The organism is Agrobacterium deltaense RV3 (assembly GCF_900013505.1).
GTDB classification, from domain to species: domain Bacteria; phylum Pseudomonadota; class Alphaproteobacteria; order Rhizobiales; family Rhizobiaceae; genus Agrobacterium; species Agrobacterium leguminum.
On sequence record NZ_LT009745.1, the window covers coordinates 1,503,315 to 1,528,016 of the forward strand.

19 protein-coding genes are annotated in these 24,702 nt (G+C 60.5%); 9 read left to right on the forward strand and 10 right to left on the reverse strand.

Translation table 11 applies throughout. From position 1 onward, the window contains the following. Positions 1-181 precede the first annotated feature (181 nt). Positions 182-607, reverse strand: a complete 426-nt coding sequence (locus AGR7B_RS07645) for a hypothetical protein (RefSeq protein ID WP_223215599.1) — start codon at positions 605-607, stop codon at positions 182-184. Between the two features lie 139 nt (positions 608-746). Between AGR7B_RS07645 and AGR7B_RS07650 the strand changes: the two genes are divergently transcribed. The 6 genes from AGR7B_RS07650 (at position 747) to AGR7B_RS07675 (ending at position 7,378) form a co-directional block, all read left to right on the forward strand. Further along, complete coding sequence (locus tag AGR7B_RS07650; RefSeq protein WP_080856389.1) at positions 747-2,606, forward strand: PHA/PHB synthase family protein; 1,860 nt, start codon at positions 747-749, stop codon at positions 2,604-2,606. A 32-nt stretch (positions 2,607-2,638) separates the two neighbouring features. Then, entirely contained in the window at positions 2,639-3,358 is a 720-nt protein-coding gene (gene sfsA, locus AGR7B_RS07655; protein WP_080856390.1) for a DNA/RNA nuclease SfsA, read from the forward strand. A 31-nt stretch (positions 3,359-3,389) separates the two neighbouring features. After that, positions 3,390-4,229 carry a type I methionyl aminopeptidase gene (map, locus tag AGR7B_RS07660; protein ID WP_078053031.1) on the forward strand — a complete coding sequence of 280 codons (840 nt, stop codon included), beginning with the start codon at positions 3,390-3,392 and terminating at the stop codon, positions 4,227-4,229. A gap of 14 nt (positions 4,230-4,243) precedes the next feature. Next, a complete protein-coding gene (radC, locus tag AGR7B_RS07665) occupies positions 4,244-5,077 on the forward strand; it encodes a RadC family protein (protein ID WP_065654999.1) in 834 nt (277 codons plus the stop codon). A 137-nt stretch (positions 5,078-5,214) separates the two neighbouring features. Continuing rightward, positions 5,215-5,637 (forward strand): TadE/TadG family type IV pilus assembly protein, encoded by a 423-nt coding sequence (locus AGR7B_RS07670; protein ID WP_078053032.1) that lies wholly within the window; start codon positions 5,215-5,217, stop codon positions 5,635-5,637. A gap of 1 nt (position 5,638) precedes the next feature. Beyond that, on the forward strand, positions 5,639-7,378 hold the full coding sequence (locus AGR7B_RS07675; RefSeq protein WP_078053033.1) for a TadG family pilus assembly protein: 1,740 nt from the start codon (positions 5,639-5,641) through the stop codon (positions 7,376-7,378). Between the two features lie 169 nt (positions 7,379-7,547). Here the strand turns inward: AGR7B_RS07675 and AGR7B_RS07680 are convergent, their stop codons facing one another. The 4 genes from AGR7B_RS07680 to rpiA form a co-directional block, all read right to left on the reverse strand. Next, positions 7,548-8,924 carry a class II 3-deoxy-7-phosphoheptulonate synthase gene (locus AGR7B_RS07680; RefSeq protein ID WP_065654997.1) on the reverse strand — a complete coding sequence of 459 codons (1,377 nt, stop codon included), beginning with the start codon at positions 8,922-8,924 and terminating at the stop codon, positions 7,548-7,550. A gap of 248 nt (positions 8,925-9,172) precedes the next feature. After that, positions 9,173-10,561 (reverse strand): glutathione-disulfide reductase, encoded by a 1,389-nt coding sequence (gene gor, locus AGR7B_RS07685; protein WP_080856391.1) that lies wholly within the window; start codon positions 10,559-10,561, stop codon positions 9,173-9,175. A gap of 147 nt (positions 10,562-10,708) precedes the next feature. Beyond that, positions 10,709-11,278, reverse strand: a complete 570-nt coding sequence (locus AGR7B_RS07690) for a DUF2059 domain-containing protein (RefSeq protein WP_003524811.1) — start codon at positions 11,276-11,278, stop codon at positions 10,709-10,711. 16 nt (positions 11,279-11,294) lie between these two features. After that, complete coding sequence (gene rpiA, locus AGR7B_RS07695; RefSeq protein ID WP_080856392.1) at positions 11,295-11,990, reverse strand: ribose-5-phosphate isomerase RpiA; 696 nt, start codon at positions 11,988-11,990, stop codon at positions 11,295-11,297. Between the two features lie 190 nt (positions 11,991-12,180). Between rpiA and gph the strand changes: the two genes are divergently transcribed. Continuing rightward, positions 12,181-12,882 (forward strand): phosphoglycolate phosphatase, encoded by a 702-nt coding sequence (gph, locus tag AGR7B_RS07700; protein WP_080856393.1) that lies wholly within the window; start codon positions 12,181-12,183, stop codon positions 12,880-12,882. 310 nt (positions 12,883-13,192) lie between these two features. On the opposite strand, the gene AGR7B_RS07705 is transcribed toward gph, so the two are convergent. Then, entirely contained in the window at positions 13,193-15,088 is a 1,896-nt protein-coding gene (locus tag AGR7B_RS07705) for a L,D-transpeptidase family protein (RefSeq protein ID WP_483416164.1), read from the reverse strand. Positions 15,089-15,552: 464 nt separating this feature from the next. Here AGR7B_RS07705 and fumC point away from each other — a divergent pair, with 464 nt between their 5' ends. Beyond that, entirely contained in the window at positions 15,553-16,944 is a 1,392-nt protein-coding gene (gene fumC, locus AGR7B_RS07710) for a class II fumarate hydratase (protein ID WP_080857020.1), read from the forward strand. A 314-nt stretch (positions 16,945-17,258) separates the two neighbouring features. Here the strand turns inward: fumC and AGR7B_RS07715 are convergent, their stop codons facing one another. From AGR7B_RS07715 to AGR7B_RS07730, 4 genes are all read right to left on the reverse strand, one after another. Beyond that, on the reverse strand, positions 17,259-18,887 hold the full coding sequence (locus tag AGR7B_RS07715) for a CTP synthase (RefSeq protein ID WP_059760448.1): 1,629 nt from the start codon (positions 18,885-18,887) through the stop codon (positions 17,259-17,261). A gap of 161 nt (positions 18,888-19,048) precedes the next feature. Next, positions 19,049-19,504, reverse strand: coding sequence for a preprotein translocase subunit SecG (gene secG, locus AGR7B_RS07720; protein WP_003524802.1), 456 nt, complete (start codon positions 19,502-19,504; stop codon positions 19,049-19,051). Between the two features lie 116 nt (positions 19,505-19,620). After that, positions 19,621-20,391, reverse strand: coding sequence for a triose-phosphate isomerase (gene tpiA, locus AGR7B_RS07725; protein WP_080856395.1), 771 nt, complete (start codon positions 20,389-20,391; stop codon positions 19,621-19,623). 212 nt (positions 20,392-20,603) lie between these two features. Further along, on the reverse strand, positions 20,604-21,485 hold the full coding sequence (locus AGR7B_RS07730) for an alpha/beta fold hydrolase (protein WP_080856396.1): 882 nt from the start codon (positions 21,483-21,485) through the stop codon (positions 20,604-20,606). Between the two features lie 226 nt (positions 21,486-21,711). Here AGR7B_RS07730 and parE point away from each other — a divergent pair, with 226 nt between their 5' ends. After that, positions 21,712-23,814 carry a DNA topoisomerase IV subunit B gene (gene parE / locus AGR7B_RS07735; RefSeq protein ID WP_080856397.1) on the forward strand — a complete coding sequence of 701 codons (2,103 nt, stop codon included), beginning with the start codon at positions 21,712-21,714 and terminating at the stop codon, positions 23,812-23,814. Positions 23,815-24,702 lie beyond the last annotated feature (888 nt).

Below are 24,702 nucleotides of genomic sequence, written 5' to 3' on the forward strand. Positions count from 1 at the left end.
CAAGCGCGGAGATATGTGGAGAGCTAGCCCCCTCATCCCGCTGCCGCGGACTTCTCCCGGCGGGGAGAAGAAACAGGGCGCACCCACTCGCTCCATGGGGAATTCCCCGTTTGGGGTATGTTTCGTCAATCAAAGATAATCTGGTCCGTCGCTGAGACCGCGCAAACTGCGCGGCGTGATCTCACTGCGAGGCGGCTGGCGTCGCAACCGGCTTCTGGTTTTCGGCAAGCGCCCGCAGCTCCGCCACGCGGCGCTTGTATTCGGCTTCCGAAATCTGGCCGTTGCGCCGTGCCGCACCGAGGCGCGAGAGGCTCGATTCCATGGTGGAGGCTTCATCCTCGCCCATCTGGGTGCCAGCGGCCGTCAGCGGCTGCGAGAAGGTCGGATAGGTGCCGGTGTCGCGCTTCTGGCTCACCGCAGTGTCGCTGACCGGGCGCGGGCCGACGATTTCGGCCGTCGGGCGGCGCATATGGGCGGGCGCGACGATCGGCTCCGGAGCCTTGCAGGCGGCAAGTGTGGCGGCGAGCATTGCGCCGGAGAGCGAAAGCACAGCGATTCTTGCCGCATTTTCCGCATATGTTCCCCATGTGCCCATGTGCTTGCCCATCGTCATGTTCCGCCTGTAAGGATATCTGCAGATATCGAATTCGACCACGGTTCGGCCCTTTGCGGCCTCCCCTTGCTGGTGGAACTTGTATTCGTTTTCATGCAGAATGTGCAAACATAAATTTGGCGGAGGATGGTGCATGGCAGGTGTTGACGGCGGGGACACGAAAAAGGGTGGCAAAACGCCCGGCTTCGACGCCAGCTCCGCCGAGGCCTATCTGATCCGCGACCCGGAAACCTTCGCGATCAATATCGCCCGTGCGCTCGAAAATCTCGGCAAGGCCGCATCCGAATGGCTCGCCCCGCGCGAACGCGGTGAGGTTCCCCACACCAGCGCCGATCCGGTAACCGATCTCGTCAAGACGCTCTCCGATGTCGCCGAATACTGGATGGCCGAACCGAAGCGCTCTCTGGAAGCACAAACCCATCTGCTTTCCAGCTATTACGATCTCTGGGCGAAATCGGTGGCGCAGTTTTCCGGCGATGCCGATTCGGCCCCGCAAAAACCCGCCGAAAGCGGCCCTGCGGAACGCAGGAGCAGGCGTTTTGCCGATGCCGACTGGCAGGCTAATCCGTTCTTCGATTTTCTCCTGAAAGCCTACCAGACCACCGTCGGTTTCGCCGACCGGATGGTGACGGAGGCAGACGGGCTGGACGAACATACCCGCACCAAGGCGCTGTTTTATATGCGCCAGGTGACGGAGGCCCTTTCGCCGGCCAATTTCGTCTTCACCAATCCGCAGGTTTTTCGCGAAACGGTCGCCTCCAGCGGCGCCAATCTCGTCAAGGGCATGGCGCAACTGGCGGAAGATGTCGCGGCCGGCAATGGCCATCTGAAACTGCGCCAGACGGATTACAGCAAATTCGTCATCGGCCAGAATATCGCCGTCACGCCGGGCAAGGTGGTGGCGAAAAGCCTACTCTGCGAAATCATCCATTATGCGCCGACGACGCAGAACGCCTTCAAACGGCCTTTGCTGATCGTGCCGCCATGGATCAACAAATTCTACATCCTCGATCTCAACCCGCAGAAATCCTTCGTCGGCTGGTGCCTCGAGCAGGGTCACAGCGTCTTCATCGTCTCCTGGATCAACCCGGATGCCCGCCTCGCCGACAAGGGCTGGGATGATTACGTTCGCGAAGGCATCGATTTTGCGCTCGATACCATCGAGGAGCGGACCGGCGAAAAGGAGATCAACGCCATCGGTTATTGCGTCGGCGGCACGCTTTTATCTTCCGCGCTGGCGCTGCATGCGCAGCAAGGGGATGAGCGCATCCGCAGCGCCACGCTGCTGGCCGCCCAGACCGATTTCATCCATGCCGGCGATCTCAAGGTCTTTATCGACGAAGGCCAGCTGGCCGCGCTGGACAAGCACATGCAGGCGGTCGGTTATCTCGACGGCTCGATCATGGCAACCGTCTTCAACATGCTGCGCGCCTCCGATCTCATTTGGCCCTATGTGGTCGATAATTATCTGCGCGGCGCCGAGCCCCTGCCCTTCGACCTCCTCTACTGGAACTCCGATTCGACCCGGGTGACGGCCGCCAGCCACTCTTTTTATCTGCGCAATTGTTACCTCGAGAACAATCTCGCCCGCGGGCTGATGCGGGTCGCCGGCAAGCGGATCAATCTCGGCGACATCAAAATCCCGGTCTATGACCTCGCCACCCGAGACGACCATATCGCCCCGGCGAAATCGGTCTTCACGGGTGCCGCCCTGTTCGGCGGGCCGGTGGAATTCGTGCTTGGCGCTTCCGGCCACATAGCCGGCGTCATCAATCCGCCGCAGCTTGAAAAATACCAATATTGGACAGGCCCATCACCGGCCGGAGACTTTGACGGCTGGCAGGCCGCCGCCACCCCGCATAAGGGCTCCTGGTGGGTGCACTGGCAGAACTGGATCGAAAGCCAGAGCGCTGAAAAGGTGACGGCGCGAAAACCGGAAGACGGCAAGCGCCCCGTGCTCGGCGATGCGCCGGGAACCTATGTCCTTTCCTGACTGCGCCCGTCATTTCTCATCTTTCAAGCATCATGTTCTTCACACCCCCGCTTACTCCCGCCACGCTGATTTCCCGCTACAAGCGCTTCCTGTTCGACGCCATTCTGGAAGACGGCACCGCGATCACCGGCTCCTGCCCCAATACCGGCTCCATGCGCGGGCTCACGGCTCCGGGCTCCCGCATATGGCTGTCGGAACATGACAGCCCGACCCGCAAGTACCGGCACATGCTGGAAATGGTCGAGGCCGATGGCACCACGGTCGGCATTAATACCGGCATGCCGAACCGGTTGGCGGAAGAAGCGATCCTCACCGGCCGCATCCCTGAACTTGGCGGCTATTCGACGATCCGGCGCGAACAGAAATACGGCCGCAATTCCCGCATCGATTTCCTGTTGTCCGAGCCCGGCCGGCCGGACGCCTATGTGGAAGTCAAGAACGTGCATTTCATGCGCGAGCAAGGCCTCGCCGAATTTCCCGATACCGCCACCAAACGCGGCGCGAAACATCTGGAGGAACTGGGTGACGCGGCGGAAGCCGGTTACCGTTCGGTGATGCTCTATCTCATCCAGCGCGACGATTGCGACCGGATGCGCATCTGCGACGATCTCGATCCAGTCTATGCGCTGGCGTTTCAGCGGGCGATGGCGCGCGGCGTAGAGGCCTATGCGGTGAAATGCACGGTCTCCCCGGCACAAATTTCGGTCAGCGGAACGGTTAAGATGGACGAATGGCGTCCGGCTGTTTTATGAACAGGGACGTAAAGAGACAGAAAGCACCAAGATGGTCACCTATATCGACGCAGCCTCCGCCCCCCTCAAGAATACCGGCGTCATCCGCCTCTATACCGCTGAGGACTTCGACGGGATGCGCAAGGCGTGCCAGCTGACGGCGCGTTGCCTCGATGAACTTGCCGCAATCGTCAAGCCGGGCGTGACGACCGACGCCATTGATCGTTTCGTCTTCGAATTCGGCGCCGACCACGGCGCGCTGCCGGCAACGCTGAATTATCGCGGCTATACCAAATCCGTCTGCACCTCGATCAACCACGTCGTCTGCCACGGCATTCCGGATGAAAAGCCGCTGCGCGAAGGCGATATCGTCAATATCGACGTGACCTATGTGCTTGACGGATGGCATGGCGATTCGAGCCGCATGTATCCGGTCGGCCAGATCAAGCGCGCCGCCGAGCGGCTGATGGAAGTGACCTATGAATGCCTGCTGCGCGGCATCGCGGCGGTGAAGCCCGGCGTGCGCACCGGCGCAATCGGCGCGGCAATCCAGGCCTATGCGGAAGCCGAGCGCTGCTCCGTCGTGCGCGATTTCTGCGGCCATGGCGTCGGACGCCTGTTCCACGACACGCCGAACATCCTGCATTACGGCCGCCCGGACGAAGGCCCGGAAATCCGCGAAGGCATGATCTTCACCATCGAGCCGATGATCAATCTCGGCAAACCGCATGTGAAGGTGCTTTCCGACGGCTGGACGGCGGTAACGCGCGACCGGTCGCTCTCCGCCCAATATGAACATGCCGTCGGCGTCACGGCCACGGGCTGCGAAATCTTCACACTGTCGCCCGGCGGCTTCGACCGTCCGGGCCTGCCGCCGCTTCCCCCCGCATAAGGCCAGACCCGCCTATGGCAAAACGCCCCGCCCCGCCTTCCGCCGATCTTTCCAAAACTCCCGGCTTTCAGGCGGGCGAAGGCGATCTGTTCAACGGAGCGGATGAGCGCGGCTTTTTCGCCGAATCGCGAAGCGGCGCGAAAAGGCCGGCAGCCATGGTCGAACAGGAAACGGATGCCGCCCATTATCACGGACATCGCGACCGGCTGCGGGCGCGTTATCGCGATGGCGGCGACGCGGCGCTCGCCGATTACGAATTGTTGGAGCTTCTTCTCTTCCGGCTGATCCCGAGGCGCGATACCAAACCTATCGCCAAGGCCCTGATCGCCCGTTTCGGGACGCTTGGCGGCGTGCTCGGCGCGCCCTTGCCGTTGTTGCAGGAGGTGAAGGGCGTGGGCGAAACCGTGGCGCTCGATCTGAAGCTCGTCGCCTCCGTTTCCCAGCGCATGCTGAAAAGCGAAATCCGCAACAAGCAGGTGCTCGGCTCCTGGTCCTCAGTCATCGATTATTGCCACGCCGCCATGGCCCATGAAACGCGCGAACAGTTCCGCGTCCTGTTCCTCGACAAGCGCAACGTCCTGATCGCCGATGAGGTGCAGGGTCAGGGAACAGTGGATCATACGCCGGTCTACCCGCGCGAAGTGGTGCGCCGCGCCCTTGAACTTTCATCTACCGCCTTGATTTTAATACATAATCATCCAAGTGGAGACCCCACCCCTTCGCGCGCGGATATCGAGATGACCAAGACCATCATCGATACGGCAAAGCCGCTCGGCATCACCGTCCACGACCACATCATCATCGGCAAGGACGGCCACGCCAGTTTCAAAGGCCTTCGGTTGATTTGAAGTAGACGCGAAAGTTTAAGAAGAGCTGCAACCCATAGGAGCGGCATCAACACAAAATTAACACCTATAAATTAGCATTTCCGAAAATAATAAATCAAGGCATCGAACCTTGATGCCTGAAGGAACGGGGGTGCTTTATGTTTAATGGAGTGCGTTTCTTTCGCGATAGATCTGGCTCGTCTGCTGTCGAGTTCGCCATCGTCGCACCGATATTCTTTCTCGTCCTGCTCACCATGATCGCCTATGGCATTTATCTGATGGCGGCCTATTCGGTGCAGCAGATCGCCGCCGACGCGGCGCGCACAGCGGTTGCCGGCCTCAATACGACCGAGCGCCAGCAGCTTGCCCGGGATTTCGTCACCAAAAGCGACCTCAGCTACGCCTTCATGGACAAGAGCCGCTTCACCGTCAATGTCGCGACGGATCCCGCCAATGCCAACCAGTTCACGGTGAAGGTCGAATATGACGCCCGCGATCTGCCGATCTGGAGCCTCTACAGCTACACCCTGCCCGAGCCGGTCATCCGGCGTTTTTCCACCATCCGGATCGGAGGAGCATGACATGCGAGATTTTCATTCCCTGCTTCCCCGCTTCCTCAAGGACAAAACGGGCAACATCGCCATTTCGGCGGGGCTCACCGCACCGCTCTTCATCGGCATATTGGCGCTCGGCGTCGACTACGGTTATCTGACATTGCAAAAACGGCAATTGCAGCAGACCGCCGATCTCGCAGCCATATCGGCAGCAGCCAACGCCACGGACGCCGAAAAGGCGGTTCAGCAATATTTCGCCCTCAATGGCATGGATCTCGGTGTCAGGACGGCGCAGGGACTTTTGACCGAAAAGGGCCTGCAACCCTTCGACCCGCTGAATGAATTCGCCAACAGCAAGGGTTATGCCGAGGTCATCAAAGGTCATTACGAGCCGGATGCGACTGTCCCGGTCGGCCAGCGTTTCGTCGATAACGCCCTGCCCACCAATGCGATAAAGGTGAACATCGTCGAACAGGGCCAGATATTCTTCGCTTCCGCCTTCACCAAGCCGCCAAAGGTCTCGGCGGTCGGAACGGCCTCGTCCCAAAGGATCGCCGCATTTTCGGTGGGATCGCGCCTCGCCAGCCTCGATGAGGGAATTCTCAACAGCCTGCTCGGCGGTCTGCTCGGCACCACGGTTTCATTGAAACTCATGGATTATCAGGCGCTTCTCGCCGCCGATGTCAATGCGCTCAAGATCGTCGAGGCGCTGGCCATCGATCTCAACCTCACCGCCGGCACCTATAAGGATGTTCTGAAGACGGAAATCAGCTACGGCAAATTCCTCGACGTACTGACGAAAACCGCAGGCTTGCAGCCGGCGGTCGTCAACATTTTGAATACGCTGCAAAAAACCGTCAACAAGAGCAACGTGAAGATCAAGCTCGAGGAGATACTCAATCTCGGCCCGTTCTCGGACAAGCTGATCGGTACGGGCGAAAACCTCAAGGTCACCGCCGGCGTCTTCGATCTCATCAATGCCGCCGCCGTGGCGGGCAATGGCGGTAACCAGCTGGGGCTTAACATCAACGCCAATCTTCTCGGCCTCGCCTCGGTCAAGGCAACGCTCGCCATCGGTGAACCGCCGGTCGAAACGCCGTCGCTCGCCGTTGGCGGTCAGGGCACCATCGTGCGTACTGCACAGACCCGGCTGGCGGTCAACGTCGTGGTGGACGGGCTTCAGGCCATTGCCGGCCTCAAGGTCAATCTCCCGCTTTATGTGGAAGTCGCCCATGCCGAAGCGCGGCTTGCCGATATTCGCTGCACGGGTGGCGGACAGGGCACCGTCGATGTCGAGGTCGTTCCCGGCATTGCCGAAATCGCCCTTGGCAATGTCGATACCACTGCCTTTGCCAATTTCGGCAGGGACCCGCGCGTCACCAAGGCCGCAATCGTGGATTCAGCACTGCTCGCCATCAATGGCAGCGCCCTCATCAACGCCACCAATATGACCAAGAGCAAGCTGACCTTCACGCAGTCCGATATTACCCAGGCCAAGATCAAGAGCGTCTCCACCAAGGACACAGTCACCACTCTTGTCAGTTCACTGCTGAAAAACCTCAACCTGGATATAAGGCTTCTCTTCCTCAACCTGGATTTGGGAGGTCTGGCGGGCATTCAGTCGGCGCTTGCCAACACGCTCGCGGCAGTCACCGCTCCGGTCGATCAGCTGCTCTACAACGTGCTTCTGGTTCTCGGCGTTAAGATCGGCGAAGCCGATGTGCGGGTCACGGATGTCCGCTGCCAGCAGCCGGCGCTGGTGCAATAGAGCATGTCTCCCAAAAGTGTGCAGCGGTTTCGGGACAAAGACATGCGTAAAAACAAAAATATGAAGCGCGTCGCATGAATCAGATTAAACGCGAGGCGCTTAGGTCAGCGCCGCGCACGAAAAAGCCGCCGGAGGGTCTCCCGGCGGCTTTTTTGTTTATGGTGTCAGATCAGGCGTTGGCGATTGCCAGACGCTTCTCATCGCGGCCGCTCTTCATGCGCTCGGACAGCAGGAAGGCCAGTTCCAGCGCCTGATCGGCATTGAGGCGCGGATCGCAATGGGTGTGGTAACGGTCGGACAGCGAATCCGCCGTCACGGCGCGCGCACCGCCCGTGCATTCCGTCACGTCCTTGCCGGTCATCTCGATATGGATGCCGCCCGGATGCGTGCCTTCGGCGCGGTGGATCTGGAAGAAGCTTTCCACTTCCGACAGGATGCGCTCGAACGGACGCGTCTTGTAGTGGTTGAGCGTGATCGTGTTGCCATGCATCGGATCGCAGGACCAGACGACCTTGCGGCCTTCCTTCTCGACGGCGCGAATGAGCTTCGGCAGGCTGTCCGCCACCTTGTCATGGCCGAAACGGCAAATCAGCGTCAGGCGTCCGGCCTCGTTCGCCGGGTTCAGCGCATCGATCAGCTCGATCAGATTGTCGGGCGTCAGCGACGGACCGCATTTCAGGCCGATCGGGTTCTTGATGCCACGGAAATATTCCACATGCGCATGGTCGAGCTGGCGCGTGCGGTCGCCGATCCACAGCATGTGGCCGGATGTGGCATACCAGTCACCGGAGGTGGAATCGACGCGGGTAAGCGCCTCTTCGTAACCGAGCAGCAGGGCTTCATGGCTGGTGAAGAAGTCGGTCTCACGCAGGCTCGGATTATTGTCCGCGCTGATGCCGATCGCCTTCATGAAGTCCATGGTTTCGGAAATCCGGTCGGCCAGCTTGCGGTAACGGTCCGCCTGCGGGCTGTCCTTGATGAAGCCGAGCATCCACTGGTGAACGTTTTCGAGGTTGGCGTAACCGCCCATCGCGAAAGCGCGCAGCAGGTTCAGCGTTGCCGCCGACTGGCGGTAGGCGTCGAGCTGGCGCTCCGGGTTCGGAATGCGCGAAGCCTCGTTGAATTCGATGCCGTTGATGATGTCGCCGCGGTAAGACGGCAGCGTCACGCCATCCTGCGCTTCCACGTTGGAAGAGCGCGGCTTGGCGAACTGACCGGCAATGCGGCCGACCTTCACGACGGGCAGCTGCGCGCCATAGGTCAGCACGACGGCCATCTGCAGGAAGGCACGGAAGAAGTCGCGGATGTTGTCCGCGCCATGCTCGAGGAAGCTTTCGGCGCAATCCCCGCCCTGCAGCAGGAAGGCGTTGCCTTCAGCCACATTGGCGAGCTGCTTCTTCAGGCGGCGGGCTTCGCCGGCAAAGACCAGGGGCGGATAGGTCGCAAGCGTGGCTTCCGTTGCCGCAAGTGCTGCCGCATCCGGATATTCGGGAACCTGCTGGATCGGTTTCTGCCGCCAGCTGCCGGGGGTCCAATTCTGTGCCATGTTCTCACCCTTTTCTCGCCCACGCGACGTCGCGCGGCCGCCTCGAAAAATTGAGCGGCTTATAGCTCCAAGCATCGGCTTTGCATAGCCGATCCCCGAGCCATCCGGCTCATTCTGCCCGTTTTGAGCGCTCCAGACGCACAAAAGTCAATTCAAACGATTTAACAACCCCACCGCCATTCGAAAACTTCGCTTTCAAAGGGCGGCAGGCTGATGTGGGCGACGATTATACGACGCCCGTACCGGCGTTACACACGCTCGCCATTCACGACGCGATAGCTCGGCGAATACATCGTCACCAGCTCTTCGGCGGCTGTGGGATGAACCGCCATGGTGCGGTCGAAATCATCCTTGGTGCAGCCGGCTTTCAGCGTGATGCCGAGAAGCTGCGCCATCTCGCCCGCCTCATGGCCGAGAATATGGACGCCAACAACCTTGCGGTCGGCGGCATTGACGATCAGCTTCATGATCGTCTTTTCCTGACGGCCGGAAAGCGTCGCCTTCATCGGCCGGAACTGGGCGCGATAGACTTCCAGTTCCGGATATTTCTTGCCGGCTTCCTCTTCCGAAAGGCCGACGGTGCCAATTTCCGGCTGCGAGAACACCGCCGTCGCGATCAGCTCGTGATCCGGCTTGGTCGGGTTGTTCTTGTATTCGGTTTCGATGAAGCACATTGCCTCATGGATTGCCACCGGCGTCAGCTGTACCCGGTCGGTGACGTCACCCAGCGCGAAGATATTCGGCACATTCGTGCGCGAATAATCGTCAACGATGATCGCGCCGCGCGCATCCACCTTCACACCGGCGTTTTCGAGACCGAGGCCCTTGGTATTCGGATCGCGACCAAGCGCCAGCATGACAAGACCTACATGCAGAGAGCTACCCTGCTTGGTGCGTGCCACGAAACCGTCGGCGCCATCCTTGCTGACTTCCTCGATGATATCTTCCAGAAGGATGCGGATGCCCTTGGCCTCCATCGCTTCATGCAGGCCCTTGCGCATGTCCTGATCGAAGCGCGACAGGATTTCCTTGCCGCGATAGATCAGGGTCGTTTCGACGCCGAGCCCATGGAAGATATTGGCGAATTCGACAGCGATATAACCGCCGCCGGCGATCAGGATCGATTTCGGCAGCTCTTCCAGGTCGAAAGCCTCGTTGGACGAGATCGTCAGCTCATGGCCGGGCAGCGCCTTGTGCTCGTTCGGCGTGCCGCCGACGGCAATCACGATGCGCTCGGCGGTGAAGGTCTCGCCGGTTTTCGTCAGCTTCACGGTATGGGCGTCGACCAGTTCCGCCCGGCTGTCGAAAATATCGGCCTTGGCGTTTTCCAGACCCTTGCGGTAGAGCCCTTCGAGACGGGTGATTTCCTTGTCCTTGGCCGCGATGAGCTTCTTCCAGTCGAAGCTGCGCTCGCCGACGCTCCAGCCGAATCCTTCCGAATCCTCGAAATGCTCAGGGAATTGCGAGGCGTAGACGAACAGCTTCTTCGGCACGCAGCCGCGGATGACGCAGGTTCCGCCATAGCGGTATTCCTCGGCGATTGCGACGCGCTTGCCGAGCGAGGCCGCCACGCGGCCGCTGCGCACGCCGCCGGAACCGCCACCGATGACGAAAAGATCGTAGTCATAAGCTGTCATAGTCAAAACCCCTGATCAAAACCGCCGTCCTCAGCCTCGAGACGGGCGGCGGCGCATTCACGGCACATATAGGTGCTGCGACGCACAAATGAAAAGCCCGGTCTTGCGGCCGGGCTTTGAATATTTCTGAATTGTCCGTTCACCCAATCAGGGCTTGGGAGCAGCCGGAGCGCCACCGGTGGCGTTCTGATCGGCCGGAAGCGGCTTCAGATCGGCGCCGGCAACCTTCTGCAGTTCCGACATGCTGGAAGCGTTTAGGTCGCGGTTGATGCCGGCGGCCCAGATATCGGCGGCCTTCATCAGTTCGCGCGTGGCGATCGGGCCGTCCTTCAGAAGCTTCTTACCGGCTTCGCTGCTGTAGAAGGTGGAAATGGCGTTCAGCTCTTCAACGGTGAAGGCGCGCGCATAGGTGAGCGCTGCTTCGCGCTCCAGATCGGCGCGGCGCGGCGCAAGCTCGAGAGCCTTCGCATCGACAGTCTCGGTGATCGCGTCCTGAACGTTCGGCGAAGCCTGAATGAGTTCGGCCTTCAGACGCTCCGCCAGACCCGGCAGAATGTCGTCGAAACGGTCGGTAACGCCAAGGGAGGTGATCGCCTGCCGTGCGGCAGCGATATGCGCTTCCGAAATTTCCTGAGCGCGTGCGGCAGTACCGAACACGATGCCGGAAATGAGGATCGAAGCAGCGGCAGCTTTGCCCAGTCCCGCTAGTTTGACCATGAAAATCTCGCTCCTGTTATACTGCCTGCATCACGCGGGCGCCTTCAGGACCCGCGATAATGGCAAGCGATGCCAAATTTATGAAAAGTCCGTGCTCGACGACACCGGGAATCGTGTTCAGCTCGCGTGCTAGCCCTTCTGCATCAGGAATACGGCCAAAAGATGCGTCGAGGATAAGGTGTCCGCCATCCGTCATGAAGGCGCCGTCGCCCGACGAACGCATCGCCAGCGTGCCGGAAAGCCCGGAACGCGACGCCAGTTTTTCGATGGCGATACGCGTCGCCACCTGGCCGAACGGGTTGATTTCGATGGGCAGCGGAAAGGCGCCCAGCGTCTCCACCACCTTGCTCTGGTCGGCGATCACGATCATGCGGGCGGATGCCGCCGCAACGATCTTTTCGCGCAGCAGCGCGCCGCCGCCGCCCTTGACGAGACGCAGCGCATGATCGACCTCATCCGCACCGTCGATGGTAAGATCCAGTTCCGGCAATTCATCCAGCGATTTCAGCGGCACGCCAAGCTCGACGCACAGGCGCGCGGTGCGCTCGGATGTCGGCACCCCCTCGACCTTCAGACCGGCGGCAACCTTTTCGGCCAGAAGCCTGACGAATTCCTCGGCCGTCGAACCCGTGCCGATACCGAGCCTCATCCCATCCTGTACGTGGGACAATGCGGCCTCGGCGGCCTTGATCTTCATCTGGCGGGCATCCATGTGCCTGAAACTCCGGTAACTTTGTCGTCGCCGTGCTGTTTACACGGGTCGAAAGCCAAACGAAAGCCTTTTTCAAGCTAACGAACAGAACGTTGTGACGCGGTTGCAAAGACAGGCCCGTTTGCCTAGGCTTGGCGGGAATGAAAGCACCGATACATCAGTTACACGCATTCCCGAGAGGCCAGTTCCCGTGACATCCCGCCCGCTCTCCCCGCTCGCCATTTTCGATCTCGACGGTACGCTGGTCGATACCGCCGCCGATCTGGTCTCGAGCCTCAACCACACCATTGCCGCAGCCGGGCTTGCTCCCGTCACATATGACGACCTGACCCACCTCGTCGGCCAGGGCGCGCGGGTGATGATCAAGCGCGCCTTCGCGCTTCGCGAGAGGGAACTGCCGGAAGCCGAAATTGAGCCGCTCTATGAGCGCTTCATCACCCATTACCGCGCCGAAATGCCGGGTGAAAGCCGCCCCTATCCCGGCATCGTCAACACGCTGGATGCGCTCTCGGAAGCCGGCATCACACTCGCCGTCTGCACCAACAAGACCGAAATCCTCGCTGTGCCGCTGCTCGAAAAACTGGGGCTGACGCGATATTTCGCCGCCATCACCTGCGGCGACACCTTCTCCTTCCGCAAGCCGGATGCCCGCCATATTCTCGGCACCATCGAAAAGGCTGGCGGCGATGTCCAGCGCTCCATCATGGTCGGCGACAGCATCAACGACATTCTCGCCGCAAAGAACGCCGCCGTCCCGTCGATCGGCGTGACCTTCGGTTATTCGGATGTGCCGATGGTTGAATTGGAGCCGGATGTGGTGATCGACGATTTCACTGAATTGACGCCGGCGCTGTTCGAAGAACTGGTTGCGAAGGGTGCAGCGGCGGCCTGAGAGGCTGGACCAGACAAGTAAAGCGCCAGGGAACGGCGATTCCGACGTCAATGAGAGCTGAATAACCTCTCTTCCGTCATGCCGGACTAGATCCGGCATCCAGCCACGGCGCGTCTGCGCCGTGAAGAGAGTCTCCTACGATCAAGGACTTGATCGCGCTGGACCCCGGATCAAGTCCGGGGTGACGGAGTACGGTGTTGCCGTTGACGCCAAATGTAGCAGGCGGACTCCAGCACCAAACAAATTGGGCAGGCCTTCCTTCAAACAAAAAAGCGCCGTCTCCGGCGCTTCTTTCTTGATGCTATTCTGATCAGATCGACGCGGCCCGCGCCTTCGTCGTCACGGCAAACGCCTTCTGCACATAGCTGTCGCGGTCATAGACGTCGTCGAAGAACTGCACCTTGCCGTCCTTGTCCGGCCAGGCGGTGAAGTAGGCCACATAGACCGGAACCTTCTCCGGCACCTGCACGGCGCGGTTCTTGCCGGACGCGATCTGCTCGCCGACCTTTTCGACGCTGGTGCCGAGAACGGCGGCGGCCATGCGGCGCGGATCGACCAGACGGATACAGCCGTGGCTCAGCGCCCGCATGTCGCGGTTGAAGAAGCTCTTGGCAGGCGTGTCATGCATGTAAATGGCATGCGCATTGGGGAACAGGATTTTCAGGTCGCCCAGCGCATTGTCGCTGCTCGGCGGCTGGCGCACGGAAACCGCATTGGTGGAGCCGTACCAGTTGACGCTGGTGGAAGAGACGGCACGACCGCCCACCTGCACTTCGTAGCCCAGCCGGTCGAGATAGGACGGATCGCGGCGCAGCTTCGGCAGCATCTCGTTGACGATGATCGACTGCGGCACGCCCCAATAGGGGTTGAACTCCACGGTCTGAATTTCGTCCTGGAAGAAATAGGTCTGGTTGGCCTTGGAGCCAACGACCACTTTCATGCCGAACTGTTCCACGCCATCATTGTGGTAATAGGCCATGAAAGCGGGCTGGTTGATGAAGACATAGCGCTGGCCAAGATCGGCCGGCAGCCAGCGGACCTGCTCCATCGCCACCTGCACCTTGGCGATCTTCGCGTCATTGCTTTCGCCGACCATGGCGCGCACGGTGGCGCGGCCGATGACGCCATCGGGCTTCAGACCGTTCTCGCTCTGGAACGCCTTCACCAGATCGACGAGATCGGGCGTATAATCCGGCGTCTGCTGATAACCGGAAATGATCGCCGCATGTTCGGCCTTGAAGGCGGGCGAAGCGCGATGTTCGATGGCCTTGACGACATTGGCCATATCCGCGCTGCTGTTGCCGGGCTTCAGCACCAGATCGGCGGGAACGCGGACGACATGCGCCGCATCGCCTTCGCCGCGCAGACGGGCAAGCTCCGCCTTCAGCGCCAGATATTCGGCGCTCGACGGTTCACGGCTGCGCAGATAGGCAGCGACATCGGGGCTCAGGCCCGCAAGCTTCAGCACCGGTGCGAGGTTCACCGTCTTGCGCTTGAAATCGTGATAGCCGGAGAGCCGGTTCGGATCGACACGACCACGGGCCGTATCCTGCACATAGGCGAGAACCTTGGCGGAAAGCGCCAGCTCGAACTGCATCTGCGCCCGCTGATAGGCGTCGGACACGGGCGCCGAGGCCGTCTCCACCGGCGTACCGGTCGCAGCCGAACCGGAAGCGTTGCCGATGCTGGCCGTCACATCCTTTGCCGGTGGCGAAATGCTGTAATCGGCCGGATCGAGGCCGCTTTCACCGACCGTCTCGAGAAAGGCGATGACAGCATTGGCGCGCGCGGTCAGCTCGCCTTCCGAAACCCAGAGCGTCTTGCCGCCGGCGCCGTAATAGGCTTCCAGCGCCTTGGCGATCTCGGGGGTGGCGCTGAACTTCAGATTGGCAAGGCCCTCACCGAAATTCGCCGTGTTCACCGCACGGACCGTATCCGCCTTGTAGTCGTAATAACGCGGGCCGGAAACACGCGGCAGCGGCTCGGGATCGGAAGCATCGGCACTTTGGCCAGCGCTCGATCCGGAGGGCGAGGTGACGATGCCGGCCGGCGGCAATTCACCGCGATCGCGCGCGATCTTGCCAGGGCCGCCGCGCAGGAGGTCCATCAGCGTTACCGCACCGGCGCTGCCGGGAAGAGCGGTGGAAACGGAAAGACCGAGAGCCAGCACCAGTGCTGCCGATGTTTTTCCAGATGTGACTTGCAATTTGATCCTCGTAGCACCCAGCACCGCCAGCGAAAGCGGGCATCAGTTTCATGCCTGTCTAGCCGATCGACGGCCCGTTGAAAAGAAAACGTGAAAAGGCCCACAACCGTGCCGAAATGAACCTTATGATACAGCCAAAGCCGTAAAAACGTAATTTCCAGAATTGGCGAGAATGGTTAAATTTCCATTTATTTCATTCACTTTGCCCTGCCCCGCCACACCTTCCGGGCGCCCCGGAAAGCCCGGTTTTCCGGCCATTTCGCGTCGTAGTAAAAATGACACGCTGGCGCCTTTTTCACCCTGCACCGCGCCTTAAGGCGAAATCGCTTTTGCGCGGCGGGAAATATCTGCCTCCGCTGCATTGCAGCGCTTTCATTGCCGGCGCGATGATTCTATATATCGGCCGCGCAAGGCGGGCGAAGGCGCCGTTTTGGCGGAGGAAAACGAGTAAAAAGGCAAGATTGATGACAGCCACACGGACGGAAACCGATACATTTGGACCCATTGAAGTTCAGGCCGATCGCTATTGGGGCGCGCAGGCGCAGCGCTCGCTCGGCAACTTCAAGATCGGCTGGGAAAAGCAGCCCGCCTCTGTCGTTCGTGCGCTGGGCATCGTCAAGCAGGCAGCCGCCCGCGCCAACATGGCGCTGGCAGGCCTCGACCCCAAGGTCGGCGAGGCCATCATCGCCGCCGCGCAGGAAGTCATCGACGGCAAGCTGACCGAGCATTTCCCGCTCGTCGTCTGGCAGACCGGCTCCGGCACCCAGTCCAACATGAACGCCAATGAGGTGATTTCCAACCGCGCAATCGAGATGCTCGGCGGCGAAATGGGCACCAAGAAGCCCGTCCACCCCAATGACCACGTCAATATGAGCCAGTCCTCGAACGACACCTACCCGACGGCGATGCACATCGCCTGCGTGGAAGAGATCGTTCATCACCTGCTGCCGAGCCTCAAGCACCTGCACAAGGCGCTGGAAGCCAAGGTCAAGCAGTTCGAGAAGATCATCAAGATCGGCCGCACCCACACGCAGGATGCAACGCCGCTGACGCTCGGCCAGGAATTCTCCGGTTACGCCGCGCAGGTCGCCTCCGCCATCGCCAATATCGAAACCACCCTGCCCGCGCTCTCCAAGCTCGCACAGGGCGGCACCGCCGTCGGCACGGGCCTCAACGCTCCCATCGGCTTTGCCGAAAAGGTCGCCGAGGAAATCTCCAAGATCACCGGCCTGCCCTTCGTGACCGCGCCGAACAAGTTCGAGGCGCTCGCCTCGCACGATTCCATGGTCTTCTCCCATGGCGCGATCAATGCGGCTGCGGCTGCACTCTTCAAGATCGCCAACGACATCCGCTTCCTCGGCTCCGGGCCGCGCGCCGGTCTCGGCGAATTGTCGCTGCCGGAAAACGAACCCGGCTCGTCGATCATGCCCGGCAAGGTCAACCCCACCCAGTCGGAAGCGCTGACGCAGGTGTGCGCCCACATCTTCGGCAACAATGCGGCACTGTCGTTTGCCGGTTCGCAGGGCCATTTCGAGCTCAACGTCTATAACCCGATGATGGCCTACAACTTCCTGCAGTCGGTCCAGCTTCTGGGCGACGCGGCCGTCTCCTTCACCGACAATTGCGTCGTCGGTATCGAGGCCCGCGAAGACAATATCAAAAAGGGCGTCGAGAACTCGCTGATGCTGGTGACGGCGCTCAACAGCAAACTCGGCTACGACATTTGCGCCAAGATCGCCAAGACTGCGCACAAGAACGGCACAACCCTGCGCGACGAGGCCGTCGGCGGCGGATACCTCACCAACGAGGAGTTCGACCAGTATGTGCGCCCGGAGAACATGATCGGGCCGAAGTAAGCCTGTTGAATTTTGGTGGAATGCGGAACGGGCCTTCGGGCCCGTTTTTTTTGTTTGAAGTTAGCGGGTCGGACTTAAATGATCGACGCCCCATCTCGAAATGCCATGTTTGTCGCGGCTATCGCATCCACACTCCGTCACCCCGGACTAGATCCGGGGTCCAGCGCGATCAAGTCCTTGATCGCTTTAGACTCGTTCACGGCGCAGACGCGCCGTGGCTGGATGCCGGATCTAGTCCGGCATGACGGAAGAAAGCCATTCGCATAAACAAAAAAGGGCCGCTTTCGCGACCCTCCTCATAATCCTTCAAACCGTCAAACCAGCCGGCTCTGCTCCACCGCCGCTTCGATGAAGCTGGCGAACAGCGGATGCGGGTCGAGCGGGCGGCTCTTCAGTTCCGGGTGGTATTGCACGCCGATGAACCACGGGTGATCGGGATATTCCACCGTTTCCGGCAGGACACCATCCGGAGACATACCCGAGAAGACCAGGCCGCATTCTTCCAGCCGGTCCTTGTAATCCACATTCACCTCATAGCGGTGACGGTGGCGCTCGGAAATATCCGTGGTGCCGTAGATTTCGGCGATCTTGGTGTCTTTCTTCAGCGCCGCCTTGTAGGCGCCGAGACGCATGGTGCCGCCGAGATCGCCCTTGGAGGAACGCTTCTCCAGCTCGTTGCCCTTGACCCATTCGGTCATCAGGCCGACGACCGGCTCGGACGTCGGACCGAATTCGGTGGAGGAGGCATTTTCGATGCCGGCAAGGTGACGGGCCGCTTCCACGACCGCCATCTGCATGCCGAAGCAGATGCCGAAATAGGGCACGTTGCGCTCACGCGCGAACTGCGCCGCCATGATCTTGCCTTCCGAACCGCGCTCGCCGAAGCCGCCCGGCACCAGAATGCCGTTGACCTTTTCGAGATAGGGCGTCGGGTCTTCCTTTTCGAAGACTTCCGACTCGATCCACTCGAGCTTGACCTTGACGCGGTTGGCAAAACCACCGTGATGCAGCGCCTCGATGAGCGACTTATAGGCATCCTTGAGGCCGGTATATTTGCCAACAATCGCAATCGTCACTTCGCCTTCCGGCGTGCGAATGCGGTTGCAGACCTCTTCCCAGGGCTCCAGACGCGGCTTCGGCGCCGGCTCGATTCCGAAAGCGGCCAGCACTTCCGAATCGAGGCCTTCCTTGTGGTAGGCAATCGGAACGTCATAGATATTCGCCACATCCAGCGCCTGGATGACGGCGGAAGGACGCACGTTGCAGAACAGCGAAAGCTTGCGGCGTTCGGCTTCCGGGATTTCCCGGTCGGCGCGCACCAGCAGGATGTCGGGATGAATGCCGAGTGCCTGCAGTTCCTTGACGGAATGCTGGGTCGGCTTCGTCTTCAATTCGCCAGCTGCCGGAATGTAAGGCATCAGCGTCAGGTGAAGATAGATCGCCGTGCCGCGCGGCAGGTCGTTGCCGAGCTGACGGATCGCTTCCATGAACGGCATCGCCTCGATGTCACCCACCGTGCCACCGATCTCGCAGATGACGAAGTCGTAATCGTCATTGCCCTCGATCACGAAATCCTTGATCTCGTTGGTGACATGCGGAATGACCTGAACGGTTGCGCCGAGATAGTCGCCACGCCGTTCCTTGTCGATGATGTTCTTGTAGATGCGACCGGTGGTGATGTTGTCGGTCTTGGTTGCCGAACGCCCCGTGAAGCGCTCGTAGTGACCAAGGTCGAGATCCGTCTCGGCACCGTCATCCGTCACGAACACTTCGCCGTGCTGTGTCGGGCTCATGGTGCCGGGATCGACGTTCAGATAGGGGTCGAGTTTACGAAGCCGCACCCGATAACCACGGGATTGCAACAAAGCTCCGAGTGCTGCCGCAGCGATGCCCTTGCCTAGAGAGGAGACCACGCCGCCTGTGATGAATACATATCGCGCCATGGGATTCACCGGATACCTTTTTACCTCTGATTCCGCCAGCCCAAATTTCATGCTTTCGAAAATTCGCTGTTGACGAATTTGCGATGGGTCACAGGCCGGAATGCGAACAAAAGAAAACCGGCAGGCTTTTGGCCTGCCGGAGCGTTAAATCAAAACCGGGCTTATTGACCGGTCGGAACTGCGTTCGGATCGGCGGGCTGAGCCGGGGCCGGAGCGGCCGTGCCGGAAGCGGCCGGAGCCGGGGTCGTCTGAGCCGGCGCGGCTGCACCATTGGTCGGAACGCCATTTTCAGCCGGAGCGGGCGTCGACGGCGTCGTCGCCGGGCCGAGCGTATCGAGAATGCCGTTACCCTGGCCCTGCGTGGCCGGAATACGGTTCAGAATATCGGTCGGGCGCGATTCGTAGCGCGTCAGGAGACCGAGGCCGAGCGAGGTCGCGAAGAACAACGCGGCAAGGATCGCCGTGGTGCGCGTCAGCGCATTGGCCGTTCCGCGCGCGGACATGAAGCCCGAACCGCCGCCGATACCGAGGCCGCCGCCTTCGGAACGCTGGATCAGGACCACGCCGACAAGCGCCAGCACGATCATGAGGTGAATAACAATCAAAACGGTCTGCATGACAATCCATTCCATGCCCCGCGCGGAGCACTACAAAGAAGGTTTCGCGGCTCTTTACATGAGGCGAAGGCTTATTCCAAGCCCCTTTCCCGCCATCTGTAACAGGAAAACCTGTCTCAGGCCGTCAGTTGCTCGTATGCCGCATAGATGGACAGGAAGTCTGAAGCTTTCAAGCTCGCGCCGCCGATCAGCGCGCCATCCACGTTCTCGACGCCCATCAGTTCCAGCGCATTGGCGGGCTTCACCGAGCCGCCATAGAGGATGCGCATTGTCTTGCCGGCGTCGCCGAAGCGCTTGACGAGTTCGTCGCGCATGAAGGCATGGGCCTCGCGCACATCGTCCACGGTGGGTGTCAGACCCGTGCCGATCGCCCAGACGGGCTCATAGGCGATGACGGTATTTTCGGCCGTCGCCTCATCCGGCAGGGAGCCGGCGAGCTGGCGCTTGAGGATGTCGAGCGTCTGGCCCGCCTTGCGCTCATCCGCGGTCTCGCCAATGCAGACGATGGCGATGAGATCGGCCTGATGGGCGGCCACGGCCTTGGCGCGCACCAGATGATCCGTCTCTGCATGGTCGGTACGGCGCTCGGAATGGCCGACGATGACATGGGTGCCGAAGCAGTCGGCGATCATCTCGGCGGAAATATCGCCGGTGTGCGCGCCGGAGGCGTTCTGGTGGCAATCCTGCGCGCCGATCATCAGCGGGCTGTCATCGCACAGCGCCGTTGCCACGTAGAGCAATGTCGAGGGCGGGCAGATCAGCGCATCCACCTTTTCAGACAGTGGGCCCTTGACGCCCTCTGCCATGGCCTTGATCTGATCGAGCGAGGCACGGGTGCCGTTCATCTTCCAGTTTCCGGCAACAAGCGGTCGAACATTCGGCGTCATGCGTATCCCATTCCCTTTGTCTTGAGGCCGCCTGTGGCGGCGCCCCTTCCCTCAGCCGTATCACGGCCCATAATCGCGACAGAAACACTGCCGGAAATCCCGGGATATTCCTTTAAACGGCCCGGGCAATAAATGGTACAAAAAAGCGGCCCGAAGGTTCAAAACGACGGGCAATTTCTAAAAATTTGCCGTTGCTGACCCAAATCGGAGCCTCAGCGGCTCAAAATCCAGTTCAAAACCGCCCGCCAGTCGGTCATGCGCACCGGTGTGCCGTGGCTGCCACTCTCATACCGCGTGAACCGCGCCGGCTCGCCGGCCTTCAGCAAGGAACGGAAGATCGTCGCCTGCTGGTCGGCCGAATAGACCTTGTCGGCGCTGCCATGGGTGAACCAGACCGGCTTCTTCGCCCTGGCAAAGGCGCTTTTGGGAAAATCCGGATCGACCGCACCGCCGAGGATCGCCATCCCCTTGAGATTGGCAACGGCGGCCTTGTCGCGGCTGATGCCGTAGCAGATGAAACTGCCCATGGAGGCACAGGTCAAAATGACAGGCTTGCCGCCCGATTTTTTGGCCGCATCGGCAATCAGCGCCGCAACATCGGCAACGCCTTTCTCATCGAAGGAGCGCACGCTCGGCACATAATAGGTGCCGCCATTGGCCACAGCGAGGTTTTTCAGCCGGTTGAAATTGCCGCCGAACGTATAGTCGTTCATGCCGAGCCGCCGGTCGCCGCCGCGCCCGTGAATGAAGATGACCGTAAAGGCCTGCCCGCTTGCCGGCCCGACGCGGCCGACCTCAAGCGCCCTGCCCTCGACGGACATTGTTTCCAGCGCCTGCGCCTTCTTCGGCGTCATATCGACATATTGCCGTTTCACCCGCCGCTCCGGCACCTCGTCGCGGCCATTGATATCGCGCATCTCCTGATAGTCGATGACTTCTGAAGCGCCGCCATCGGCGGTGGAAAGCACCGTCTGGGCGGAAAACAGCTCATCCTTGAACGGCCGCAGCGGGCCCTCGGCGGCAGAGGCTGCGACGGGCATGGCCGCCACAGTCAGGCTGAAAAGAGTACAAAACGTGAAATGAGCTGTGGACATGCCTTGGCTAACCGTTCATTCGTGGCTGCGAGACTTGCCATCGCAAGGCCGGCAGCGCAATCCTCCTGTTGCGAAACCCTGACACAATCGTGGCATAGGATGCGCAGCGCTCGCCCAGGCGAACCCCGGTTCAATCGGACGGGAACCGCATTTGGCGTTATGATTGACGCTATTGGCATAATGATTCGCATGGCGAAATTCTGACACACGCTTTTGAACTTTGGACATGATGGACGACAGCAACGATCTCTTCTCCGGTCTTCCGGCAGCACGAAACAGCGATACGGAAACGAACGAGGACGCCGCAAAGACGCCGGTGACCGCGGCCGCCAACGCGAATGTGCAGCCGAAACCCGCAGCCGTTGCGGCCGTCACGCCGCCCGCCCCCGCATCACCATCCGGTGACGACTACGGCGCGTCCTCGATCCGCGTGCTCGAAGGGCTGGAGCCGGTGCGCATGCGCCCCGGCATGTATATTGGCGGCACCGATGAGAAGGCGCTGCACCATCTCTTCGCCGAAGTCATCGACAACTCCATGGACGAGGCCGTCGCCGGCCACGCCAATTTCATCGAGGTCCATCTCGACGCCGAAGGTTTCCTGACGGTCACCGATAACGGCCGCGGCATTCCGGTGGAAAACCACCCGCAGGTGCCCGGCAAGTCGACGCTCGAAGTCATCATGACCAAGCTGCATGCTGGCGGCAAGTTCGACGGCAAGGCCTATGAGACATCGGGCGGCCTGCACGGCGTCGGTGTTTCCGTGGTCAATGCGCTGTCCGATCTTCTCGAAGTGGAAGTGGCCCGTAACCGCAAGCTTTACCGCCAACGTTTCTCGCGCGGCCTGCCGATCGGTCCGCTGGAAGAGCTGGGCGACGTACACAATCGCCGCGGCACCCGCGTGCGTTTCCATCCCGATCCGCAAATCTTTGGCGACCACGCGAAATTCGAACCGGCCCGCATCTTCCGCATGGCCCGCTCCAAGGCCTATCTCTTCGGCGGCGTCGAAATCCGCTGGAGCTGCGATCCCGGAATGGTGCCGGCCGGCGGAGAAATCCCCGAAAAGGCCGTGTTCCATTTCCCCGGCGGCCTGAAGGATTATCTCGCCGCCACGCTCGGCAAGGAATTCACCGTCACCCGCGAGATTTTCTCGGGTCGCACGGAAAAGACCGGCGGCCACGGCGCGCTGGAATGGGCCGTCACCTGGTATGGCGGCGACACGCAGATCCATTCCTATTGCAACACCATTCCCACGCCCGAAGGCGGCACGCATGAGGCCGGCCTGCGCATCGCGCTCACCAAGGGCCTGAAGAATTATGCGGACCTGACGCAGAACAAGCGCGCCAAGGACATCACCACCGATGACGTGATGATCTCCGCCGCCGGCATGCTCTCCGTCTTCATCCGCGAGCCGGAATTCGTCGGCCAGACCAAGGACAAGCTCGCAACCGTCGAGGCTCAGCGCATCGTCGAGAACGCGCTGCGCGATCCCTTCGACCATTATCTCGCCGGCAATCCGGGCGAAGCGGCAAAGCTGCTCGACTGGGTGATCGAGCGGGCCGAAGAGCGCCTGCGCCGCCGCAAGGAAAAGGAAGTCAACCGCAAGACCGCCGTGCGCAAGCTGCGCCTGCCCGGCAAGCTGGCGGATTGCGCCCAGAACACCGCAGAAGGGGCCGAGCTTTTCATCGTCGAGGGCGACTCGGCCGGCGGCTCGGCCAAGCAGGCGCGCAACCGCGCCAACCAGGCCATCCTGCCGCTGCGCGGCAAAATCCTGAACGTCGGCAGCGCCAGCCGCGAAAAGCTCTCCGCCAACCAGCAGATCGCCGATCTCATCCAGGCGCTCGGCTGCGGCACGCGCACCAAGTACCGCGAAGAAGACCTGCGTTATGAGCGCATCATCATCATGACCGATGCCGATGTCGACGGTGCCCATATCGCCTCGCTGCTCATCACCTTCTTCTATCAGGAAATGCCGGAACTCATTCGCGGCAATCACCTCTATCTGGCAGTGCCGCCACTCTACGTCATTCGCCAGGGCGCCAAGAGCGCCTATGCCCGCGACGACACCCACCGCGCCGAGCTGATGGAAACCGTCTTCAAGGGCAAGAAGGTCGAAATCGGCCGCTTCAAAGGCCTCGGCGAGATGATGGCCCAGCAGCTGAAGGAAACAACCATGGATCCCGAAAAGCGCACCCTGCTGCGCGTCGAGATCGACGACGTGGATTTCGAAGGCACCCGCGAGGCCGTCGACAATCTGATGGGCACCAAGGCCGATGCCCGCTTCCGTTTCATTCAGGAACGGGCGGCATTCGCTGATAATCTGGATATCTGATGGGAAACCGATCTAAGTATTGACCAAAAGGCGTTAGATCTGGCCATTTTGGAAGCTAAAACTGGCCAAACCACATTCTACTGTTTCCGGGTGCCGAAAGGTGCCCGGAGAATACCTTAGGGAACAAAACAGGAGTAAACTGGGCAGGCCCGGTGTTGGGGTTATGGCAGATGCAGTGATTGCAAGCTGGGACGGGCACGACTATCTGGCTCGGTTCTTCTGGATATATGATTCAGGCCTTCGCAATCCTGAGACCCCGCATGTCGTCGAGGTCTCGGACGAGACCGATGGCCCAAAGAGCTTCGATGATGTCGTCGTGCGGTATACCCCGGGCCAAACTGAACGCCTTTCGTTTAGGGTGGAGACGGCCCACCACTTCTGATTAAGCGAGTTACCTGTTTGTCAGGGGAAACTACCCGATCTCCGGCTGGAAAGGTGGATTTCTAGCCCCGAGCGCTTGGCTCTTTCCGGCTTCAGCCAAAATAGGGCCAGGCCTGCGAGCCCGCCGGCCCTTCCCGATCGCCCCCATGGAAAATACACGCAAAGGTCGTTCATCTTCGCCCTTACTGGCCGGAAAAATCAAAAATCTGCCCCGGATTCGCTGCGTCTGGTGCCCATGACGACATTCGGGGCAGATCACAAACAATCACATATGACTTTTTGCATTTTACCCGCGACCAATCCAACTGCGGGCAAACGGCTGCGTTCTTGATCTCGGATAGCGCAATAAAACAATCAATATTAAACACTTAATTATAATTCTGACATGAAGTATCGCCCCTTGAATCCACTCCGGCCAGCACCGTGCGAGCTTCGATCTCAACGAAATCCAACGCATAACTGATGCAAATTGGTAACTCAATTCTCATTCTTTTTGTAAGCGCGCCA

Excerpts from the sequence above, each read along its gene's own strand:
- AGR7B_RS07645 (WP_223215599.1), bottom strand. The coding sequence starts at position 607 with ATGGGCAAGCACATGGGCACATGGGGAACATATGCGGAAAATGCGGCA.
- AGR7B_RS07650 (WP_080856389.1), top strand. The coding sequence starts at position 747 with ATGGCAGGTGTTGACGGCGGGGACACGAAAAAGGGTGGCAAAACGCCC.
- sfsA (WP_080856390.1), top strand. The coding sequence starts at position 2,639 with ATGTTCTTCACACCCCCGCTTACTCCCGCCACGCTGATTTCCCGCTAC.
- map (WP_078053031.1), top strand. The coding sequence starts at position 3,390 with ATGGTCACCTATATCGACGCAGCCTCCGCCCCCCTCAAGAATACCGGC.
- radC (WP_065654999.1), top strand. The coding sequence starts at position 4,244 with ATGGCAAAACGCCCCGCCCCGCCTTCCGCCGATCTTTCCAAAACTCCC.
- AGR7B_RS07670 (WP_078053032.1), top strand. The coding sequence starts at position 5,215 with ATGTTTAATGGAGTGCGTTTCTTTCGCGATAGATCTGGCTCGTCTGCT.
- AGR7B_RS07675 (WP_078053033.1), top strand. The coding sequence starts at position 5,639 with ATGCGAGATTTTCATTCCCTGCTTCCCCGCTTCCTCAAGGACAAAACG.
- AGR7B_RS07680 (WP_065654997.1), bottom strand. The coding sequence starts at position 8,924 with ATGGCACAGAATTGGACCCCCGGCAGCTGGCGGCAGAAACCGATCCAG.
- gor (WP_080856391.1), bottom strand. The coding sequence starts at position 10,561 with ATGACAGCTTATGACTACGATCTTTTCGTCATCGGTGGCGGTTCCGGC.
- AGR7B_RS07690 (WP_003524811.1), bottom strand. The coding sequence starts at position 11,278 with ATGGTCAAACTAGCGGGACTGGGCAAAGCTGCCGCTGCTTCGATCCTC.
- rpiA (WP_080856392.1), bottom strand. The coding sequence starts at position 11,990 with ATGGATGCCCGCCAGATGAAGATCAAGGCCGCCGAGGCCGCATTGTCC.
- fumC (WP_080857020.1), top strand. The coding sequence starts at position 15,553 with ATGACAGCCACACGGACGGAAACCGATACATTTGGACCCATTGAAGTT.
- AGR7B_RS07715 (WP_059760448.1), bottom strand. The coding sequence starts at position 18,887 with ATGGCGCGATATGTATTCATCACAGGCGGCGTGGTCTCCTCTCTAGGC.
- secG (WP_003524802.1), bottom strand. The coding sequence starts at position 19,504 with ATGCAGACCGTTTTGATTGTTATTCACCTCATGATCGTGCTGGCGCTT.
- tpiA (WP_080856395.1), bottom strand. The coding sequence starts at position 20,391 with ATGACGCCGAATGTTCGACCGCTTGTTGCCGGAAACTGGAAGATGAAC.
- AGR7B_RS07730 (WP_080856396.1), bottom strand. The coding sequence starts at position 21,485 with ATGTCCACAGCTCATTTCACGTTTTGTACTCTTTTCAGCCTGACTGTG.
- parE (WP_080856397.1), top strand. The coding sequence starts at position 21,712 with ATGATGGACGACAGCAACGATCTCTTCTCCGGTCTTCCGGCAGCACGA.